This is a genomic window from Mesorhizobium yinganensis, assembly GCF_040081985.1.
GTDB classification, from domain to species: domain Bacteria; phylum Pseudomonadota; class Alphaproteobacteria; order Rhizobiales; family Rhizobiaceae; genus Kumtagia; species Kumtagia yinganensis.
Genome location: NZ_JBEBMH010000055.1, coordinates 1 through 19,759, shown reverse-complemented (window position 1 = coordinate 19,759; position 19,759 = coordinate 1). Strand labels below are relative to the sequence as shown.

The window sequence follows — 19,759 nt, the reverse complement described above, 5'->3', positions numbered from 1 at the left end:
CCAGCTTGCCCACCCGCACATAGCTCTGGCGCAGGTCCAGCCCCACCTTCCCGGCCAGCCGCACCAGCCGCTCGCGCGCCCGGTGGAGAAGCTTGGCGTCGGTCGGCAACATCACGTTCTTGGGCTGCACGGTGGTGTCGATGATCACCTGGCGCGTGTCGACCGGCTTCATCGCGCCGGTCCTGACCGCGACGGCCAGGCTTTCCTGAAGCAGCGCCGTCATCCGCTGCTCGCCCATGCGCTGACGCCAGCGCGTCATCGACGAGCGCTCGAATGGCAGGTCGTGGCGGAAGAACGCCTCGCCAGTGAGATACTGGAAATAGGGGTTCTCCACCCAGCGCGCGCACAGCGCCTCGTCCGACAGGTCGAACGTGTGCTTGAGGATCGCCAGCCCCGCCATCAGCCGCGTCGGCAAGGGCGGCATGCCCGGTCCATCCGAATAGACCGAGCCGAAACGCGCCTCCAGAACCGGCCAGTCAATCGCCCGCGCCAGCCGCACCAGTTCGTGATTCATGTTGATGATCTGGTCGAGCCGCGAGCGGAACAAATCCTGCTCTCCCGTCTCGTCCAATTCGCGTGGCTTGCCCATCCCATGGCTCCGATGCACCGCGATATCGCCAGTGAATCGCGCCTCGGCCTACAAGGGAATCGAAAACCAAATTGCAAGAAAACAGCCATCAAACACCGCCTATCCTGCATCCGGACGCCTCGAACTACCGACGTTTTGCGGACCGGTATGGCCGCGATGTGCGCTGTTGGTTCCGATTTCGGTCGTTGTGGCTGATGCTGGTTGCAGATTTCGGCGTCGCGGCGGCGGCCTTCGCCGCTCTCGCCGTCAAGTGGACGCAGTTCTCCCCTCGTGCCAGACGAAGCGGGTGAGATTGTAAACGAGATTGGCCATGCCGATCTTCGTCCTGGCGCGGGCGATGCCGATAGCGCGGATGAATAAGCCCATCCTGGATTTCTGCTGCGCGAAGACGTGCTCGGCCGTGGCTTTGGCCAATAAGATTGCCCGCATCGCTTGGAAGATGATGGTGACGGGTGAGCCCTACAGGAAAAATGCTGCGATGCTTGCCTTGGCACCCGCCGCATGAAGATCAGACAGCTACGGGGAGCGCTTCTACCGCTATCGTGCTGAGCTGAGGCCGGAACTTGCAAGAGAAGAGGTAGGTGGTGTGATCGATCGATCCGAGACGCGAGACACTCCGAAAGAACCATCGGCCGCTACAGGCCGCCGGCGTGTTGGGGACTCGCGTCGCGGAAACCATCTTGGCCAGCGATCATGTGTGATCGCGCCCATAGGCCGGACATATGATCGCAAGCGATCCGATCAAAAGCTCGACAATCTTGCGAGAAGGGGGCTGTCCACATATGGTTCTTATAGCCGAAGGCGGGAATGGCGATGTCGCGCTGCTGCGGCTTGCCATCCTCGGCCGCCTTGGCCTTCGAGAACTTCACCGTCCAACGCGCGTCGCGATCCTTCTGCCGCAGTTTCGCGGGCTTGTCCTTCCACGCGTCCGGTACCTTGCCTGCCTTGATGTCGGCCTTCTCGGCGTCGGTATTGCGCTGTTTCGGTGCCGCAACAATGCTGGCGTCGACAATCTGCCCGCCCATGGCAAGATAACCGGCCTTGGTGAGGTGCTTGTCAAAGCGGGCGAACAGGTTCTCCACCGCGCGGGCCTGCGTCAGGTGCTCCCGGAACAGCCAGATCGTCTCGGCGTCCGGCACTCTGTCGCCAGCATCCAAAAGACCAAGGAACCGGCCAAAGGTGCGCCGGTCCATGATCTGGAATTCGGCCTGGTCATCCGACAGGCTGTAGAGCGCCTGCAGCACCAGGATTTTGAACATCATTACTGGATCGTAAGGCGGCCGGCCGCCCTTCGCGCCGTCCGAGCGCTTCAGCGCCTTGGCCAGTGGTTTCCGGAAGACCTCCCACGGCACTACGGCATTCAGTTTTTCCAGCGGATCGCCGGCCTCGCTCAGTCGAAGATACCGCTCGTCAATGTCCCAAAACCCCGCCTGTCCCCGCATCCATTCCCTCCCCCCAAATTACCGGGACAGTGAATCATCTCGGGCCGTCAAGGGCGAGGTATTTCGAGGCCTCCAATTCCAAACTTACCGTACTCACAGATTACAAAGTCAGATGAATGGCTTGTGGATAGTTCACGGGCGACGAATGAAATCGGAATGGCTGGCCGGCAATTGATCGGAATTACCGGCCGGCTTCGTCGGAATACGCACTCCTGTGATTTCGAGCTTCGCAACCCGAGTTACGGAGAAACCCTCCTTGAACGCAAGAATCTCAAATCTATCTCGGCGCGATCATATCGTAGAATGATCCAGCGAGCGATCCTAACATCAGAGATGGCTATAATAAGCTCAAGGCCGGCATCATATCGCGAAAAACGACATCGATGCCACTCGGGCCCCAATGGAAGCCATCCGCCGCAAGATATTCGTCGCACGTGTAAAGATAATCACCTTCCACCCGAAGCGTCTCTACAGACTGCCGTGTGTAAATAGCGCCATATCTCATTGCGATTGCCGCATGCTGGTTGCACAGTTCCTGCAGGCGTTGCTTTAACACGAGGCCATCGATAAACTTTTTGACCTGTTCGCTGCGAGACAACAGCGGTGGTTCCACCATCACCAATTTCGCTTCCGGTTGGTTTTCTCGGACCAGCGCGATCATACGCAACGCGGCAGACGCCGCTACCAAGTCCTCCAAGGTTTGGCTGCGGCAGGCGCTGGATACGTGATCAGCTTTCCCGGCGAGGAATGCATAGCGGTCAAACCTGTCGTCGAATCCGAATGCAACCACCGTGTCGCTCGAATGAATAGGGATTGATCTACGGCCTGACATTTTCGCCCAGACACCAGATACGCTTTCGGCGGTGTGAGAAAGCCCGTCTGCGGTCCAGATAAAATCGCCTTCTGGATAGTTGGAGTTATTGGAGAAATACCATTTGAATCCGATGTTCTTGCCGGTGTGGACGAGGAACTGCCGAAAAGGGAGAACATGCGAGGTTCCGACTATATGGATGGTCATTCTGCAGCTCTTGAAAAGCTGCCGAGGATCAGTTCGTCACAGATAACGTCGAAGTCATCTCCTTTCTTGGTTGCGGTAACCGTCGCCGCGTCCCCGCTAAGCCCGGTGAAGAAATGGTCCATCACGAAGTTCACCCCATAGGGACTGACCTCTCGTCCGTCGCGCTCAAAGAAGACGCCTCCGAAGGCAGGAGAATGATCTCGTAGGACGGGAAGTAGTCTACGACGCCGTCCACATTGGATTGTCGCAAAACATCAGCGGCTCCAAACTTCACAGGGACGGTCTTCCGTTCTGGGCCAACCCAGATTGTCGCGCTTCCTGTCCATCCGACGACGAAATCAACCTTCGCTACGCCGGTCTTCACAGGGAGAGAGGCACTTACGCTGTCTCTACGCGTCGTAGGGTTCGGCGAAACATACACGGCGATAGGCGTGTCACAATCGGTCTCGATCCTGACAGTCACCCGGTCACCCTTGATTACGCTAAGCGGTATTCTGCTCTTGATGCCGTAAAACGGGTTGCTGCCTGGAGACCGCATATTCACGGCTCCGTCCGAGATCTCATGCTGGCCGTACAAAGCCCAGTCTCTCCATCTAGTTTTCGATTTTGCTCGATCAAAGAGAGGTTCGATCGTTGTGCCCGCCACGCTGTCCGCAACCGCTCTAAGAATTGACTTCGAGGCCATTGTCGAAACGAGAACATGTCGGCCAGCGTTCGTCGCCACCAATGGGACAGGAGAAACAGTGAGCAGGAACCGGAGGGATGGGTTCACGGAGCGCATAATCGATAGGGCTTCGATGAGGGTCGATCGAACTGCCTCATATTCCTGATTGACGAAAACGTGCTCGGCCTCGTCGAAGGCGCCCGCAGCGGTTCCAGGGCATAGTGGATACTCGTAACCCCCGCTCCTGTTGAACCAGCTCTCCGTCAGGCCCAGCGTGAATACGAAGACGTCCGCCCTCTCCATACATTGCCGAAAGCGGTCGATCGTGACCGCTCGGTTAGCAGTCAATTCATCCATCGAAGCGAATCCATCCGGCTCAATGCGAGGGCGGAATGGGTCAATAAACCGGCCCTGCTTTTTCCACACCTCCTGCGGAGGCGTTTTGATGCCCGCCGCCCATTCGGTCCACTGCTTCAGCAGGGAGGATGTGTAGATGTTGCCCGTTCGCGCCGAAAATATATCGTAGCTAAACTTCTTGGCGTTTTCCTTCGAAAGTCCGGGGGGCGGCGGCTCGCAGTTCAGCCAAGAGAACCCCCGTTCCTTCATGGAGCGACCAATGTGCTGAGCGAAGCAGGACCCAAACGTGACAATCCGCATCGACTTGGTGATATTGAATCGCGGTTGCCATAGGTCGACGATGTGGAACATGTTCCGATCGGCGACCGACCGGCGCCAATCCGCCCAGTCGGGAAGGTTCTTATAGGGATGTTGACCTGTCACAGAGACCCCGAACGAGCTGGTTTCGAGTTTATTCATTCGTTGGATGCCAGGAGAGTCAAGCCTTGAAACCTATCAGAAATTTCTCTGAAGGGTTGCGTAACTTTCCGAACGTGTGGATGGAAGCGAATTTGAGGAAGGTGAGCGCTCGTAGCCTTGAGGCAATTCCAGTTCTTGGTGACCCGTCGACAACGAAAGAGTCAGACGAAAGTTCGTTCGACAACCAACTCAGGCAACGCGAAGAATAGCTCGGTCCGATCGGAGCGTTGACGATCTCGGCATTGACCTTGGCATCCTTCACCTCACCTGCGTCGAGCACTGCGCCAACGACACGGTCTCGTCTGCCCTCAACGTGCTTGACGGCACCATCATTGGGGGGAACATGCCGCGTCACAGACATCAAGAGTTCATCCGCTTCCTCAACGCTGTCGACGCCGAGCCGGCAAGCGGCGCACGTCGTCTTCGACAACTACGCCTCCCACATGCACCCCACGGTGCGCGCTTGGCTCGACCGCCATCAGCGCTTCGCTTTCCACTTCACGCCGCGCTCGTGTTCCTGGCTCAACGCCTGCGAGGACTTCTTCGCAATGCTGTCGAAACACCGTCTCAAGCGTGGCCTGTTCCATTCCGTCGTCGACCTGCAAACCGCCATCAATCGCTGCATCACCAAGCACAACCGACAACCCAAGCCGTTCGTCTGGACTGCTGACCCCGACGATCTCATCGCCGCCGTCAATCGTGAGAACCATGTGTCAGATTCCGTCCATTAGGACACGCAGGGTTGCACCCACTTCTCTGCCGTTGTGGCGTCAGGAAATCGCTGCGGCAAGGAAGAGGGTCTGACCAGGTCGAACCTTCCGTCTTATATCTTTGAAGCTATCATGAGCAACCAACAGCACTAAAATGTCGGCGTTGTCGATCGCGAAGTCGAAGTCAGCCTTCCGTTGATCGGCAAGTCTAGGTGGAAGTTCACTGATGTTAGGCTCCACCAATAGCGTGGTGCCTTCGAACGTCCGCACCAGTGTTTCGGCAATACTTAACGCGGGACTTTCGCCAAGATCATCTATGTTCGCCTTAAATGTCAATCCGAGGCAGGCTACGGTGATGCTACGTGCGTTCTTGTCAGGATTTGCGAGTAGAAAATCACCAATGGTATGCAGGACCTTATTCACCACCCAGCTTGGCTTCGCATCGTTGACTTGACGAGCCGTGCGCACAAGCTGAGCTTCTTTTGGGGTGCTAGCTACGATGAACCAAGGGTCGACTGCGATGCAGTGCCCACCCACTCCAGGACCGGGTTGCAGGATATTCACTCGCGGATGGCGATTGGCCAGTCGAATCAACTCCCATACGTCGATTCCCAATCGCTCACAGATTATCGAAAGCTCATTGGCAAAGGCAATGTTGATGTCACGGAAGCTGTTCTCGGTGAGCTTGCACATCTCGGCGGTACGGGCGTCCGTCACGATGCAATCTCCCTCCACGAAAGTCCGGTAGAGCGCAACCGCAGCCTGAGAGCATTGTGGCGTCATGCCACCAATCACACGGTCATTCTGAACTAACTCTCGCAGCACGTGACCGGGCAAGACTCGTTCAGGGCAATGAGCAACCCGGATGTCAGAGGCCCCGCCATGGGTTTGCGGGAAGGTCAAATCCGGTCGCGCTATAGCCAGCCAATCGGCCATCGCCTCAGTCGCGCCAACCGGTGAGGTTGATTCCAAGATTACAAGGTTACCAGACTTCAGTACCGGAGCAATCGCTCGGGTGGCGGCTTCGATGTAACTCAAATCAGGCTGGTGGTCGTCCTTAAATGGGGTGGGAACGGCTATCAGGAAGGCGTCGGCTGGTTCCGGCACTGTGGAGGCGCGTAACCAACCTTCGGTTACGGCAGCGTGCACGACGATGTCCAAATCCGGCTCCATGATATGGATCTGGCCGCGATTGACGGCTTCCACCGTCTGCGCATCGATGTCGATGCCAATCACCTTCTTTTTACAGGAGGCAAATACAGCTGCAGTAGGAAGCCCAATATAACCCAGACCGATGAGCGAAATTTTTTCGAAGGTCATACTATTAACCAATCCCCCAGTTTGGCGGTCAGTGCATTGATAATACGTCCACACGCCATACCATCGCCGTATGGATTCTGTGCAACGCTCATTTGTCGGTAGGCATCGGAGTCGCGCAAAAGAAGGCCTATCTCGTTCACGATCTTAGCGACATCGGTGCCAACCAGTTTGACGACGCCGGCTTCGACCGCCTCGGGGCGCTCCGTAGTATCACGCATGACCAGCACGGGCTTACCGAGCGAAGGGGCTTCTTCCTGAATTCCACCAGAATCAGTCAAGATCAGATGAGCTCTGTTCATCAGATAGATAAATGGCAAGTAGTCTACGGGCTCAATCAGGTGAACCCTTTGAACGTTGCCGAGCAGTCTTTTCACGGGTTCACGTACATTAGGGTTAAGATGGACTGGGTAGAGCACCTCTACGTCGGTAAAAGCTTCCACCGTTTCGCGCAACGCGTAACAAATCCTCTCAAAGCCACCGCCGAAGCTTTCTCGGCGATGACCGGTGACGAGGACTAGCTTCTTCGATCTATCCAAAAAGTCGAAACGTCGCTCAAGTTCGTCGCGACGATGATTTTCAAGCTCAAGTTTGCAGGCAACATGCAAGAGCGAATCAATCACTGTGTTACCGGTGACATGGACGCTAGAGGGTTCCACACCCTCACGGAGAAGGTTCCTGCGTGAGCTTTCGGTTGGTGCAAAATGAAGCGCGGCCAGCGCACTGGTAAGTTTACGATTAGCCTCTTCTGGCCAAGGCGAATAGAGATTGCCCGTACGCAGACCTGCTTCTACATGGCCGACCGAGATTTTTCGGTAGTACGCAGCCAGCGTTGTCGCCAATGTTGTCGTCGTGTCACCGTGAACGAGTACCAAATCGGGCCGGAACCGGGTGAACACCTCGCCCAACCCCGTAAGGATCGCAGCTGTGATATCAGTGAGATCTTGTCCCGGTTTCATAATGTTCAGATCGAAATCGGGCACGAGATTAAAAAGGGAAAGTACTTGATCCAGCATCTGCCGGTGTTGCCCTGTGACACAAGTACCAGAAGAGAAGTGGCCGTCATTTGCTAGCGCTTGGATTAAAGGGGCCATTTTGATGGCCTCAGGCCGCGTGCCGATCACGGTTAGTATCCGTATCGCCGTCAATGTAGTTGTTCTCCGTGATTGATTCATGGAACAAGCCCAACCGACGTTCATGTTCGATTACCTGCACTCCAAGCGAGCGCGTTTTAACTAGACCATTTTACAACTCAGGACCGGCAAGCAACCAACTGACGTCTACAGGCTCTGTAACGAAGGCCGACTTGGACAGGGCATTACTTCGGCTAACCTCGTTGTTGAGCGATCACCTCTCTCACCATTTCCGCCTTAACGTCGTCAGAGAATGTGTTCAATCACGGCTAACTTACTTAGATAGCAGGGCAGGTTCAGGCAGTGCATAGACCCTCAGTGTCGCCGCCTTGGCAGCCCAATCCAGTCGTTTGGACGCCACAGCGTATGAGCGCCGCCCTATTCATTGGATGCCTGGCGACGTGACCCAAACGCTGCCGCGGCATTAGAAAAATTACATGTTGAGCTACAAGTTACTGCTTCCTGAGCAGAGCGTTGACAGTTGATGTCGAAGCGGGGCGCTGGGAATCGTTTGCAGCCAGCATGACCTCTATGGAGTCGACTGATTCTGAGACGGGATATTCAGCGTATTCCCCGATAGCGGTGGTCCGAATTATCGTTACTCCGGTGCGTTCATAAACGCCGACAATCTGCCCGACATTGATAAAGAGACTCCGGTTGTCGCTCCTACGGGTGACCGCGATGAACGTAATGCCGGAAGCAGAGAGTTGATCCACAACATGGCTGGCCCCTTCCGTTACGACGAAGGTGATATTTTCAGTACCAGCCGTCGTACGAACGACGGTCTTTTCATGGGCGTCAAAAACGACTACGGCTTGGTCGCCCTTCAGAATAAGGGGACCTTTTCCTTCAGGACGGGTGAGTCTCGTAAATGTCATGCCATCTCTCTTTCATCATATTTCTCTCAACATAGAGTGGGCGTACTAAAGATTACTCCGTCAGAATCATACCTATTCTACACGGACTTACATTTCGTCATCCAGGCGACTATCGAATTGCATGAGAAGTTGGATGTCACCTAATTGAAGGTCCCCTTCCCTCACATGCTGCATTGTCAACTACGGCCTTATCATGATCCCCTATTAGTACAAGGGGCGATGTCACGTTGTCTGGTTATGAACGGGCTGGGACCTGGGGCGCTGTTGTCAGCTGACCACGGTCACGGCTTTCCACTCCGCCATGGCCTGCGGGCGATGAATATGTGTGGCGAGAGCGGAGCGTTTTGAGCGAGGTGGAACGAAGAGGCTGCGCAGGGCCGAGAAGATGGAGACGAAACGCCGCTGGCGTCCTGGCGATCGGTAGCCCCGCATCAGCCGCTCTCGTTTTCGCAGCGGCACATGGGAATTCTCGGCGCGGTTGTTCAATCCTTTGTGTGACCGATGCTCGACGTCCGGCATCACCCGACGCCTGGCCGCTCCATACGAGCGCGGCTTGTCGGTGATCATGCGCTTCGGTGGAACGCCCTGTTTCTTCGATAGGCGCGTCAGCAATCGCTTGGCCGGCTTGGCGTTGCGGCGGTTCTGGACGATCTCGTCGAGAACATAGCCGTCCTGATCGACGGCGCGCCCTAGCCAGTGTTTTCGGCCAGCAAGGGTGATGACGACTTCATCCGGGCGCCAGATGTCATCGCGGCTCGGCGGCTTGCGGCGCAAGCGGCGGGCATGATCGGGTCCGAACTTCCTGCCCCAGCGGCGGATCGTTTCGTAGGAGACCACGATGCCGCGCTCCAGCAGCATTTCCTCGACCGGACGCAGGCTCAAGGGGAACCGGCAGTAGAGCCAAACCGCGGGGCGCTGATCTGCGGCGGGAAACGATGGTGCTTGGAGCTGATGGCAGGCATCATCATGCCGCCGTCCCTATGCCGCAAATGCTGATACACGGTTTACGTGACAACACGGCATCCACCGTATCAGTTCGGCACGCATTAACCCGGATTCATGGGCGTGCCCCGCCACATCATCATCCTCAGACAGAACCTCAAAGCTCAAAAGAGAGTTGCCTAACTCGCATGGCTACGGTACGGGCAATAAATGTACGCAATTCACGCTCTTATCGGCGCGCCAGACTCTTGATGCGCGCTGATTTAGGCGGACGGTATACGAAACTGCAACGGTGGCGTGCTGGGGCAAGAAAGTCGTCGCCAAGCTACAATGTCGAAATCTTCAAGCGCTCCCTCATATCGAGGGTTTCGCCGCGCTGGCCGAAGCGCTACGCAGTTGAATGCACATGGCTAGAACCGCAACCGATACCCTAACCAAGGACTGGGAATGCCTCAACGCCAAGGCGTTCGCTTTCCTTCGCCAGGCGTCAGCCCTACCTTTGTTCAGAAAGCTTTGTAATCGTTGGAAGGTTTTCAGGTTGGCCCTCTTCGAAGATGGCACGACTTTTTTTCCGCAACGACCCGCAAATTACACTGGACTGACATTCGACCTGTCCAAGATTCTGGCCGGATTGCATTTTTGTGCACGGCGATATAACGGCTTCCGCCATGTCTCTTGCCGCTTCCAAGAGGTGGATCAAGTGGCATACCCACGTGAGGGTCGCATTGATCGTATAGGGTTCTATCTTGTCGCGCAGGTCAGGAACAGTCGGTGATGCGGCATTCATCCCCCCTGCTTGATCACAGAGCCTTCAGGATTGCCGAGCACGACATGCTCAAAAACAATGGGATTGTCGACACCAACAAGGGGCTAGAGGCAATCGCCGTTGCTCCTGGTCCGATAGAGAAAAACAAAGGAAAACGTAAGCTTCTCGTACTTTCTGATCTAGACTCAAGAGTGAAATGGGGCGCCTCCCTCGCAGCTTATTTTCAGAATTCGTGCGAAATTACCATCATGTTTGAAGAAATACCTGCGTCGCTCCGAAAAAAATATATTCCTTCGAGCTACATAGAAAAGCAATACAAAGATCTGGACCCCATTCTCAATGGCCCCTTGCTGTTCGAATACGATTATATCATCGTCGCCTTGGGTGGCCGCCAGGTTCTCAAAGCTTTGAGCGCGATTGCCGATCGACGGCATGAGTTTCCCACTAGACCGCTTATCATTGCCGGATTTAACGGTCTTGTGGAACCAGGCGATTCGCACGGCTTCCTTTGCAGGCAGGGTGCTGACGTGATATGCGTTAATTCGAAGCGGGACATGACGTTTTTCCGGCAACTTTCCAAGGAATTCCAGTTAGACGAAGCTCCTCTGGTCTTGACGGGTTACCTTCGAAAGAATGATCCGCCGGATGCCCAACCCGAAAATAGGCCTCCAAAAAGCGTCCTCTTTGTGGAGCAGGTTGGAAGACCCTCATATCCGCGGCCGAAGACCCATCTCGCGCATCAGCTCGCAGCTTATGCGCGAGCTCACCCTACAAGAAACATCGTTATCAAACTGCGCGACGCAGGGTGGGTGCGGCACACAAATTCGGAAAGTGAAAGGTACAGCTTCAAAAAAATCTGGAATAGGACAGTCAAACCTCATCCTCCCAACGTTGTCTTTTCAAAAGAAAGCGTTGAGGACATTCTTCCAAAGATGGATCTATGTATTTCTATCGCATCGACGGTTATATTCGAAGCATTATCAATGGGAAAGAGAGTTGCTGTTGTCAGTGACTTTGGCATTGGAACCCACATGGGCAACACCTGCTTTATCGGCAGCGGATTGTTCGCCTCGTTGCAAGACCTTAAAGATGACAAAATTCCCAATGTGGCAGCCTCTTGGCTTCAAGAGAACGGTTGCATTCCGGAATCGTTTGTCGGGGCCGTTACGGCAAGGTTGAGGACCCTAGACGAGCAACGCGGACAGGGTGCGCTAGTGCCGGTCAAAGTGTATTATGACAAAATTGGCTTTCCATACGTCCATCCTAGAAAGAGAAGATTTAGCAGATTAAGGAAATGGATGTTCCATTTAAGACGACTTCGCCTCTATCTCGGATGAGCTATCTCGACGCCGCTCCATGAAAAAAGTGAAATCCATCATAAAAAGACTGAGGAGTGTTGTTCGGCGACTACTGTCGCTGATTTCCCTCAGAACGCAGAAGAGTGGGGAAAAGACGCTTGAAAGTTATTTCGAAGATCTTACTCACTTCGCCTCGAAGGCGAACGTAAACGAACTGAAACTGGGCGACGAGTATCTGTGGCCTCATTTCCGGCAACGGCTGTGGGTACAGCTTTACGGGCTTGGCCGAGGTAAGAGATCCAAGGCGATCATGCCGCCGGAAATCATGCAGCGCGGACGCTTGGAGGACGTTCCACTGGCCACACGCAGTCAACTCAAGGAACAATATAAGGCCTTGGATATCGATGAGATGAGGCCGGAGGAATATAAGGTCGACTTCCTGTTCATGGTGGTCACGAACGCTTCTGAACAAGTGCTCCTACCAGATGGACGATACTACCATCGCGTGAGTGACCCGTTTTACGAAATTGCAGCCGAGGTAGGTTCTGTTCTGAAGATGGAAATGCTTCGCGTTAAGTCTCCACACCTCGATCGGTCCTTCAGTTATTATCACAAAGTACAGTACGTGATGGCGCCCGTTCCGTCACCCCGCCAAGATCATTTGCGAATGAGTTATCCCGTGGGGCTCTTAAAGCGGCTCAATCGTAGGATACCATCACTTCACTACACCCACCCAATCTTTCGGCGGTTCATAAACTGGGAAATGCACACGCGCGACTACTACATACAACTTCTTCAAAGAGTCAATCCGCGGTTTGTGCTTCTAAATGGGTTTCACTACCATTCGCCATTAATCTCCGCCGCGCATCACCTTGGAATCCAAACCGTCGACATCCAGCATGGCATTCAGGTGGGGTACAATCCACTGTACAACAATTGGGAGGAAATGCCACCTGAAGGTTATCAGGCAGTTGTCGATAAATTCTTTGTTTGGGGCCAAAAGGAAGCCGATTCAATCAAGAAGGTTTTCAAGGGTGCCAAGCATTCCGCTGTTGTGACCGGTTTCCCTTGGCTGGCACGTCAGCTCGAACTTACGCCCTCCTTAGACGAACAATACAAAGAGAAATTCTCACAACACCGGGTTAGGATCCTCCTGGTCCTACAGAACCAGAAAGACATTCCGCTGATATTCAAAGATCTGATACGCCAGTCGCCAGCGGATTACTTGTGGATCGTTCGCCACCATCCCAAGGGAAAAAGGTTCACATTAAATGACTTCGCAGTGACGCAACATGACAACGTGCTGATCGGCCCCTATTTTGACCGGATCGTGTTGGCGCAGCTCTTTGAGTACACCGACATCGCGGTTTCTGAGGGGTCGACCGTAGCGATCGAAGCGGACTATTCAGGACTCTACAACTTTGTTTTCGGCGACAAGGGTTACAAGAACTATACACGGGAGGTCGACAACGGCAGCTTTTTCCACATAAAGACGGCAGCCGGATTCTTTTCCAAAGCTGCGAAGCTGGATTTGTCTGTAAGGAGATCCAGGACGGGTGCCTATGCAAAGACAGATATTAAGGCCATGTTCCAACGCCTCCTTGGGGAGGGCGCAGAACAGAACGCAAAAGGATGATCGTATGAGTTGTGCAGGTTGCTATCTAGTCGCTGAAGTCGGACAGGCTCACGATGGAAGCCTCGGTATAGCGCATTCGTTCATTGATGCACTGGCTGGCATCGACGTCAATGCAATCAAGTTTCAGACCCATATCGCAGAGGCCGAGAGCAGCATTCATGAGCCGTTTCGAACGCGCTTCAGCTATGCGGACGAGACGCGATACGACTATTGGAAGAGAATGGAGTTCACGCTTGAGCAATGGCGCGGAATTAAGGCTCATTGCGACAAGGCAGGACTGGATTTCATCAGTTCGCCCTTTTCCAACGCCGCTGTCGATCTTCTCGAAGAGGTCGGCGTCACGAAATACAAGATTGGTTCCGGTGAAGTCTCCAACTTTCTCATGCTTGAAAAGATTGCACGCACCGGCAAGGACATCATTCTGTCGAGCGGGATGAGTGATCTAGCCGAGCTCGACAGTGCCGTGAACTTCTTGCGGCTCTTCGGAAACAAGTTGACGGTCCTGCAGTGCTGCACGAGCTACCCAACCAAGGCCGAGGACATCGGGTTGCGCGTCATGGACTCGCTCCGCGAGAGGTATGATCTGCCCGTTGGGCTCTCGGACCATTCCGGGGTTATTTATCCCTGCCTCGCTGCTGCGACGTTGGGCGCGTCTGTCCTAGAATTTCATATCATCTTTGATAAGAGGATGTTCGGCCCAGACAGCAGCTCTTCGCTTTCTGTTGACGAGGTCAAGAACTTGGCGGAGGGCGTTCGTTTCATTGAGTCTGCTATGGGGCATGGCACAGAAAAAGCTGACAACTCGAGGTTTGAATCATTGAGAAAGGTGTTCGGCAAGTCGCTTGCCGTCAATCGGGAATTGAAGGCGGGCGCCGTTCTGACATTTGATGTTCTGGAGGCCAAGAAGCCGGCCGGGTATGGAATACCGGCGAAAGAATACATGCGCGTTGTGGGAAAAAGACTCAAGTATGACTTAGACAGCTGGAGTTTTTTGCGGGAGGATAATGTAGGTGCGTAAGAGGAAGATTTGCGTTGTCATCACAGCACGGCCAAGCTATGCCCGCGTCAAGACAATGCTCCATGCCATTCAGATGCACGCCAGCCTGGAGCTTCAGCTCGTGCTTGCGGGATCGGCGTTGCTGGACAAGTATGGTGACGTGGGATCGATTGCGGAAAAGGATGGGTTTACTATCTGTGAGCGAATCTACAATCTTCTGTCAGGTGCTGCACCCACCTCAATGGCGAAGACGACCGGTCTTGCCATCATGGAGCTTGCTACTGCTTTCCAAAACCTCAAGCCCGACATCGTCGTGACAATTGCCGATCGGTTCGAAACGATCGCGACCTCTATCGCTGCTTCGTACCAAAACATCCCACTCGCACACATCCAAGGCGGCGAAGTGACCGGGAGCATTGACGAAAAAGTACGGCACGCGAATACCAAGTTTGCGGATCTTCATCTGGTTGCTAGTGAATCGGCAAGACAGCGCGTGCTGAAGATGGGCGAGCATGCCTCATCTATCTTGAATACCGGCTGTCCTTCGATGGATATCGCCCGCGCCGTGCTCGAAAAACCAGCAATCGACTTCAATCCCATTGAGAAATATGGCGGGGTCGGCGCAGAGATAGCTCCAGAAGGTAAATATATCGTAGTGATGCAGCACGCCGTGACTACTGAGGAAATGCATTCGCGAGTCCAGATCGAGGAAACAATCAAAGCCGTAACTGCATTGGACATACCAACATTCTGGTTCTGGCCGAATGTGGATCTCGGCGGGGAAAGCATGTCAAGCAGCCTTCGTCATCACCGCGAAGAGTACGATCTAGACAAGGCGCGCTTCTTCAAGAACATGGAGCCGGAAGACTTTCTTCGCCTCATCAAAAATTCAGCATGCCTCATTGGTAATTCGAGTGTTGGCATACGTGAATGTGCTTTTCTGGGTGTTCCGGTCGTCAACATCGGCTCCCGTCAGACCGCACGAGAGCGCGGGCAGAACGTCGTTGACTGCGGGCACAATGCGGCTGAAATTGAAGCGTACGCTTTGAAACAGATCGCGCATGGGCATTATGCCTCCGAGCCAATCTATGGGAACGGTCATGCCGGAAAGACGGCGGCGGACGCATTGGCCGCTTTCGATCTGAAGTTCCACAAGACGCTTGCCTACTGATTGTGAACAGGAGGATCATGTCCCGTCGTTTAATTGTTGATTTCGCATGCAATCTAGGGCTCTCGGTCGATCAGATCGCAGGTTTCATCGCCACGCACTGGCTACGGCCGACGGTCCTGTCTGACCGACATTTCTACAGATGGCAGTTTCTTGAACCAATCGGGGGTGAGGGCAAGGACTATTGCGTGGTCGCCCTGTTGGGTGATGAGATCGTTGGCTTTCTTGGCTTGAACAAACGGGTATTCAACGCCAGCGGCGAACGATTGAACGGCGCTGAATTGACGACATGGATCGTCAAGGAGGAGTGCCGGGGTACCGGCGTCGCCAAGGGGATGCTCGAGCTCGTGAAGACAAATTTCGAAATCGCCTACGGCGCCAACATTACGACGGATGCCGTGCGAGCCTATATGCGGATGGGCTTCAACTTCGTCCGCGAAGTGCCGCGGCTCCTGAGGATATACGATTTCAACAAAGTAGCGGCACTCGGGAAGGTCGATGCGGTGATTCCCAAAGTGTACAAGATCTCTCCTGCCGGTCGGAGAAGCCGGCAATCATTCTCTTCGATCGATATTGCAGAGATAGAAGGACATTGGATTGACCGATTTGATCGCTCGCCCGGTAATCTGATGTGGCGTTACAAAAACCACCCAATTCACCACTATCATGCGCTGCGTGGGGACCACGGGACGATACTGGTTTATCGGATCGAGGAAGTTGCCGGCGTCAAGGTTATGATCACGACAGACATTCTGTTCACCAAACTGCCGACGCCGTCCATCGTGGATGCACTTGACGATTTCGCTTTTGATCACGGCATCGACTTCATCGACTTCTTTTCTAGCAACGGCGCATTGAATACCGCCTTGACCAGGGCTGGCTTCATACCGTGTCTCGACCTGCGCGATTTCATCGACCTCGCGTATCTTTATAACCCGCTGGAAGTGAAATCCTCGAAATCCTACTCGCTGATCAGCTACCTCAAAGAAGGAATTCGGCCCGGCGGACTGGATGTTAGCAGCCTGCATATCACCAAAGCCGATTGCGACTTGGATAGACCCAACCCGGCCTATCTTGAGAAGATAGGGAAAGCCCCGCATGAAACTTCTGATTGTTAATTTTCACTACATCCGGGAGGAAACCTACGCAGGAGGAATATACCCGCGAACCGTGTGCCAACTGGCGGAACAGGTCGACTGCCTTTCACGCCACTACCAGTTCATTGCACCCGCTGAACTCGCTGCGATGACAGCCGGCAACCGGCGGGATGGCAACTTCTGCCTCCTGACATTCGATGACGGGCTCAAGGAGCAGATGGCCGCTCTCGACTTGTTGCAGCGTAAAGGGGTTCCGGCCGCATTCTACGTGACGACCGCCCCTATCCGGGACCATGTGGTGGCCGACGTCCACAAACTGCACTACATAAGGTCGGTCGTCACAGATATTCAGCTTTTTGACCTTATCAGTCAACGAATCGATTTGTCTGCTGTCACCTATCCCGAAGACATCGACCGTCTCTACCGCTACGATCCGCCGGAGTCCAAGCGCTTGAAGTATCTGCTCAACTTCATCCTAACCGCAGATGAGAAGGACCGCATCGTGCGAGCGTTTTTTGCCGAGATCGCGGACGAGCCAGCCTACTCTGCAAGTCTTTACATGGATGCAGAGGATCTCATGACGCTGAGCTCCCTTGACTATCTCGGTGCGCACGGAGATGCCCATCTGCCGCTTGCGACACTGAGCACGGAGGGCATTCGCCAGGACACGGGGGCTAGCTTGGACTTCCTGCGCCAGCAATGTGGCACCAAGTCCATTCATTCCATTTCCTATCCGTTCGGCGGACCCAAGGCGGTATCACGAACCGTTGCCGAAATTTCTGCAGGCTACGGCTTCGCCTTTGGTTTAACCATGATCAGGGGCGTCAACGAGGACGTGGACATGGAGACGCCTTTCCTCCTGAAGCGCGTCGACACCAATGACGCCCCCGGCGGAAAATTAGGAAGCACGGAGTATTGTATTTGAAGGTATTGGCTATTGTCCCGGCGCGCGCAGGATCCAAGGGTTTACCGGACAAGAACATTGCGAAGATCGGCGGCGCCACACTACTCGAATGGGCAGTGCGCGTGGCAAAGGATTGTCCGATGGTATCCGATGTATACATTTCGAGCGATAGCGAAGCCTATGACTGCATTGCGGTTGCGGCGGGCGCGAAATCCGCTGGACTTCGCCCTCAGTATCTAGCAAGTGACACGGCCAAGACGGTTGATGTTGTGCTGGATCTTCTAGGGCGGTTGGATGAGTGCTACGACTATGTCGTCCTGCTGCAACCCACGGCCCCGATCCGGCATCCACACGATATTGAGTCAATGATAACTGGTATTAGAGAGCTGCAAGCCGACGCTGCGGTGTCTATAGCGCGGCTGGAAGAGCCACATCCATACAAGTTGAAAATAATTGGCGAGGACGGCTTCATCAAGCCGTTTCTTGAAGGAACATCATCCGAGGTGCCGCGTCAGGCGCTGCCCGCGGCCTATATGCTGAACGGCGCATTGTATGTCGTCAGCACAACGGCACTTCGGGAGCAAAAGACCTTCCTGCCGGTGAAGACGATTCCCTATTTAATGAACCGCGGCGTCAACGTTGACACTCCGGAAGACTTAATGCTCCTAGAAACCATCTACGAGAAAGGTAAGTTTCTGTGAACCGGAGTCTTGAGAAGGGAAATGGTACGAGCGGCAAGTTTGCGGTTGAGATCCACAGCGACAATGGAGAGGTTGACGTTATCCTTGGGCATGACAAGCATATCTTGCACGGATATCGAAGAAACAACGTGAAGATGGTCGGGGGATGGTATTTCACGGGAATTTCTACCAATACAGAGTTGCTCTCCAGTATAATTAGTAAGAACTTTATCAAGCGCGTGAATTTTGTAGGAACGAGCAAGTCGTGTTCTGGCGCAATCATCCTGACAAAGGAATTGATCCGGATCTTTCCGGACGTTGTTTTTAATCTGTTTTTATTCTCGCCTTATACAACTGTAGATAGGAATGTATATATTCGGAGAAACATCGAGGATCGCGCTCCTGGATCGCTGAAGTCGTTCTGGAATTCCGATAAATACACTCCAAAGGCCATCCGCCGGTCTGAAGCGCGTGGCTTGGTAAACAAAGACAATGTCTTTGTTTACCTCTTCTACCCCGAGAAATGTAAGCAAGGAGAGCCGATACTGGCACGGCGCGTCGTCGGCCCTAACATTGTGCATATCGGCATGCCGGTATGGATGCACAACACGCTCTACCCACTTTGGAAGAAGGTGGAAGGCAACATGACGATCGAGATTTACGAAAGTGAATTCCGCGAGATGGAGCCCGCAGACTTCGATTTCTACACGAAGCTCCAAAGTTGCGAATGCTATCGTTTCGACCTTTATTCCTGCGTCGAGGAGGTTGAGCAGTTCGTGAAAAACCTGGAAGCGTTCAAGGCGAATTGGGCCGCGGAACAAAGTGGACTGCCCTTGTTGCGACGGCATCGCCAAGTTGACGAGTCGGCGATGCCAAGCGAAGGTTAGAGTGTCGTCCCGCAGCCGAAAACTGCGCGGAAGCCCAAGATGGAGTGAGGATGGTGCCAACATTGTGACGTTAGCTTGAAATTGAATGGCGATGATAGGAGGCGGACTACGGGAAGAACCGAGTATGTCGCTTTTTCTGACAACTTGTCGTCCACCCGGTAGTTGCGCACCTGACGTGCCACTGAGTTTTTCCTCCACCTGGGATCGTGCGCGCGCTGCAGACATTTCGCGGCGTAGAACTGATGGTCGCCGTAACATTCGCCACCGAAATCGGCGACGTGCAAAGGTTCGAGAGTCCGCCCCAACTCATGGGATATCTCGGCCTCGTTCCTGGAAAACGATCGACCGGCGAGACAGTCAAATGGGGCGGCATCACCAAGGCGGGGAACGGCCGGGTTCGCCACATGCTGGTCGAGAGCGCCTGGACCTACAGACATCCGCCGAGGGTCGGTGCGAAAAAGCTCTACCGTCTGGAACAAGGTGACAACCGGGTGGTTACGTTCCGCCTCCACCCATGTGCGATTATCCGAATGAGCAGCCGTTCCCCGGATCGGGCAGTCTCCTGCGATCCAAACGACAGAGGAAATCAGAGCGCTGTTCCGGTGCCACCTTTCGCGGGTGGGTACGCCTCCGAGGAGTGCCGCCTTGTGAACATCGGCGCCAGGAATGATTACAGGTCGTATGGACACCACTACGACCAAGAATGATTTCAAGCTTCTGGAGATCGTGGACACGGGCCGGCGTCGCCGGTTCAGTGCGGAGGCGAAGCGTCAGATTGTCGAGGAGAGCTTCGTGTCGGGCGATGCGGTATCCGCGG

At 54.4% G+C, this 19,759-nt stretch carries 16 protein-coding genes and 4 pseudogenes; 11 read left to right on the top strand and 9 right to left on the bottom strand.

Annotated elements, in window-relative coordinates; all coding sequences use genetic code 11:
* Positions 1 to 589 (bottom strand): transposase (locus ABMA59_RS35830; RefSeq protein WP_349010118.1); only part of this gene is annotated, 589 nt, incomplete at its 3' end.
* A 397-nt stretch (positions 590 to 986) separates the two neighbouring features.
* On the opposite strand from ABMA59_RS35830, the pseudogene ABMA59_RS35820 reads away from it, so the two are divergent.
* Positions 987 to 1,094, top strand: a pseudogene (locus ABMA59_RS35820) (IS110 family transposase); the annotation flags it as partial.
* A 130-nt stretch (positions 1,095 to 1,224) separates the two neighbouring features.
* Here the strand turns inward: ABMA59_RS35820 and ABMA59_RS35815 are convergent.
* The 4 genes from ABMA59_RS35815 to ABMA59_RS35800 form a co-directional block, all read right to left on the bottom strand.
* The gene (locus ABMA59_RS35815; protein ID WP_484534589.1) at positions 1,225 to 2,031 is read right to left on the bottom strand and encodes a transposase; all 807 of its coding nucleotides are present in this window, start codon (positions 2,029 to 2,031) and stop codon (positions 1,225 to 1,227) included.
* A gap of 337 nt (positions 2,032 to 2,368) precedes the next feature.
* Positions 2,369 to 3,049, bottom strand: coding sequence for an SGNH/GDSL hydrolase family protein (locus ABMA59_RS35810; protein WP_349010117.1), 681 nt, complete (start codon positions 3,047 to 3,049; stop codon positions 2,369 to 2,371).
* On the bottom strand, positions 3,046 to 3,171 hold the full coding sequence (locus ABMA59_RS35805; protein WP_349010116.1) for a hypothetical protein: 126 nt from the start codon (positions 3,169 to 3,171) through the stop codon (positions 3,046 to 3,048). The genes ABMA59_RS35810 and ABMA59_RS35805 overlap by 4 nt, the downstream gene beginning before the upstream one ends.
* Before the next feature lie 8 nt (positions 3,172 to 3,179).
* Positions 3,180 to 4,529 (bottom strand): GSCFA domain-containing protein, encoded by a 1,350-nt coding sequence (locus ABMA59_RS35800; protein ID WP_349010115.1) that lies wholly within the window; start codon positions 4,527 to 4,529, stop codon positions 3,180 to 3,182.
* Between the two features lie 292 nt (positions 4,530 to 4,821).
* On the opposite strand from ABMA59_RS35800, the pseudogene ABMA59_RS35795 reads away from it, so the two are divergent.
* Positions 4,822 to 5,260 (top strand): annotated as a pseudogene (locus ABMA59_RS35795) (transposase); the annotation flags it as partial.
* A gap of 39 nt (positions 5,261 to 5,299) precedes the next feature.
* On the opposite strand, the gene wecC reads toward ABMA59_RS35795, so the two are convergent.
* The 4 genes and pseudogenes from wecC to ABMA59_RS35775 all read right to left on the bottom strand — a co-directional run bounded on the left by wecC (position 5,300) and on the right by ABMA59_RS35775 (position 9,529).
* Entirely contained in the window at positions 5,300 to 6,559 is a 1,260-nt protein-coding gene (wecC, locus tag ABMA59_RS35790) for a UDP-N-acetyl-D-mannosamine dehydrogenase (RefSeq protein WP_349010114.1), read from the bottom strand.
* Positions 6,556 to 7,680 carry a non-hydrolyzing UDP-N-acetylglucosamine 2-epimerase gene (gene wecB / locus ABMA59_RS35785; protein WP_349010113.1) on the bottom strand — a complete coding sequence of 375 codons (1,125 nt, stop codon included), beginning with the start codon at positions 7,678 to 7,680 and terminating at the stop codon, positions 6,556 to 6,558. The genes wecC and wecB overlap by 4 nt, the downstream gene beginning before the upstream one ends.
* Positions 7,681 to 8,141: 461 nt before the next feature.
* Entirely contained in the window at positions 8,142 to 8,567 is a 426-nt protein-coding gene (locus tag ABMA59_RS35780) for a hypothetical protein (RefSeq protein ID WP_349010112.1), read from the bottom strand.
* Positions 8,568 to 8,834: 267 nt separating this feature from the next.
* Positions 8,835 to 9,529, bottom strand: a pseudogene (locus ABMA59_RS35775) (IS6 family transposase).
* Positions 9,530 to 10,283: 754 nt separating this feature from the next.
* Here ABMA59_RS35775 and ABMA59_RS35765 point away from each other — a divergent pair.
* From ABMA59_RS35765 to ABMA59_RS35725, 9 genes and pseudogenes are all read left to right on the top strand, one after another.
* A complete protein-coding gene (locus ABMA59_RS35765) occupies positions 10,284 to 11,612 on the top strand; it encodes a DUF6716 putative glycosyltransferase (RefSeq protein WP_349010111.1) in 1,329 nt (442 codons plus the stop codon).
* A 19-nt stretch (positions 11,613 to 11,631) separates the two neighbouring features.
* Positions 11,632 to 13,209, top strand: a complete 1,578-nt coding sequence (locus ABMA59_RS35760; protein ID WP_349010110.1) for a hypothetical protein — start codon at positions 11,632 to 11,634, stop codon at positions 13,207 to 13,209.
* Positions 13,210 to 13,213: 4 nt separating this feature from the next.
* The gene (locus tag ABMA59_RS35755) at positions 13,214 to 14,227 is read left to right on the top strand and encodes an N-acetylneuraminate synthase family protein (RefSeq protein ID WP_349010109.1); all 1,014 of its coding nucleotides are present in this window, start codon (positions 13,214 to 13,216) and stop codon (positions 14,225 to 14,227) included.
* Positions 14,220 to 15,377: a UDP-N-acetylglucosamine 2-epimerase gene (gene neuC, locus ABMA59_RS35750; RefSeq protein WP_349010108.1), complete on the top strand. Its 1,158-nt coding sequence runs from the start codon at positions 14,220 to 14,222 to the stop codon at positions 15,375 to 15,377. The genes ABMA59_RS35755 and neuC overlap by 8 nt, the downstream gene beginning before the upstream one ends.
* A gap of 17 nt (positions 15,378 to 15,394) precedes the next feature.
* A complete protein-coding gene (locus ABMA59_RS35745; protein WP_349010107.1) occupies positions 15,395 to 16,492 on the top strand; it encodes a GNAT family N-acetyltransferase in 1,098 nt (365 codons plus the stop codon).
* On the top strand, positions 16,473 to 17,396 hold the full coding sequence (locus tag ABMA59_RS35740) for a polysaccharide deacetylase family protein (RefSeq protein ID WP_349010106.1): 924 nt from the start codon (positions 16,473 to 16,475) through the stop codon (positions 17,394 to 17,396). Before ABMA59_RS35745 ends, ABMA59_RS35740 begins: the two co-directional genes overlap by 20 nt.
* Positions 17,393 to 18,076: an acylneuraminate cytidylyltransferase family protein gene (locus ABMA59_RS35735; protein WP_349010105.1), complete on the top strand. Its 684-nt coding sequence runs from the start codon at positions 17,393 to 17,395 to the stop codon at positions 18,074 to 18,076. The genes ABMA59_RS35740 and ABMA59_RS35735 overlap by 4 nt, the downstream gene beginning before the upstream one ends.
* Positions 18,073 to 18,942, top strand: coding sequence for a hypothetical protein (locus tag ABMA59_RS35730; protein ID WP_349010104.1), 870 nt, complete (start codon positions 18,073 to 18,075; stop codon positions 18,940 to 18,942). The genes ABMA59_RS35735 and ABMA59_RS35730 overlap by 4 nt, the downstream gene beginning before the upstream one ends.
* A 203-nt stretch (positions 18,943 to 19,145) precedes the next feature.
* Positions 19,146 to 19,436 (top strand): annotated as a pseudogene (locus ABMA59_RS35725) (transposase); the annotation flags it as partial.
* Positions 19,437 to 19,759: the final 323 nt, after the last annotated feature.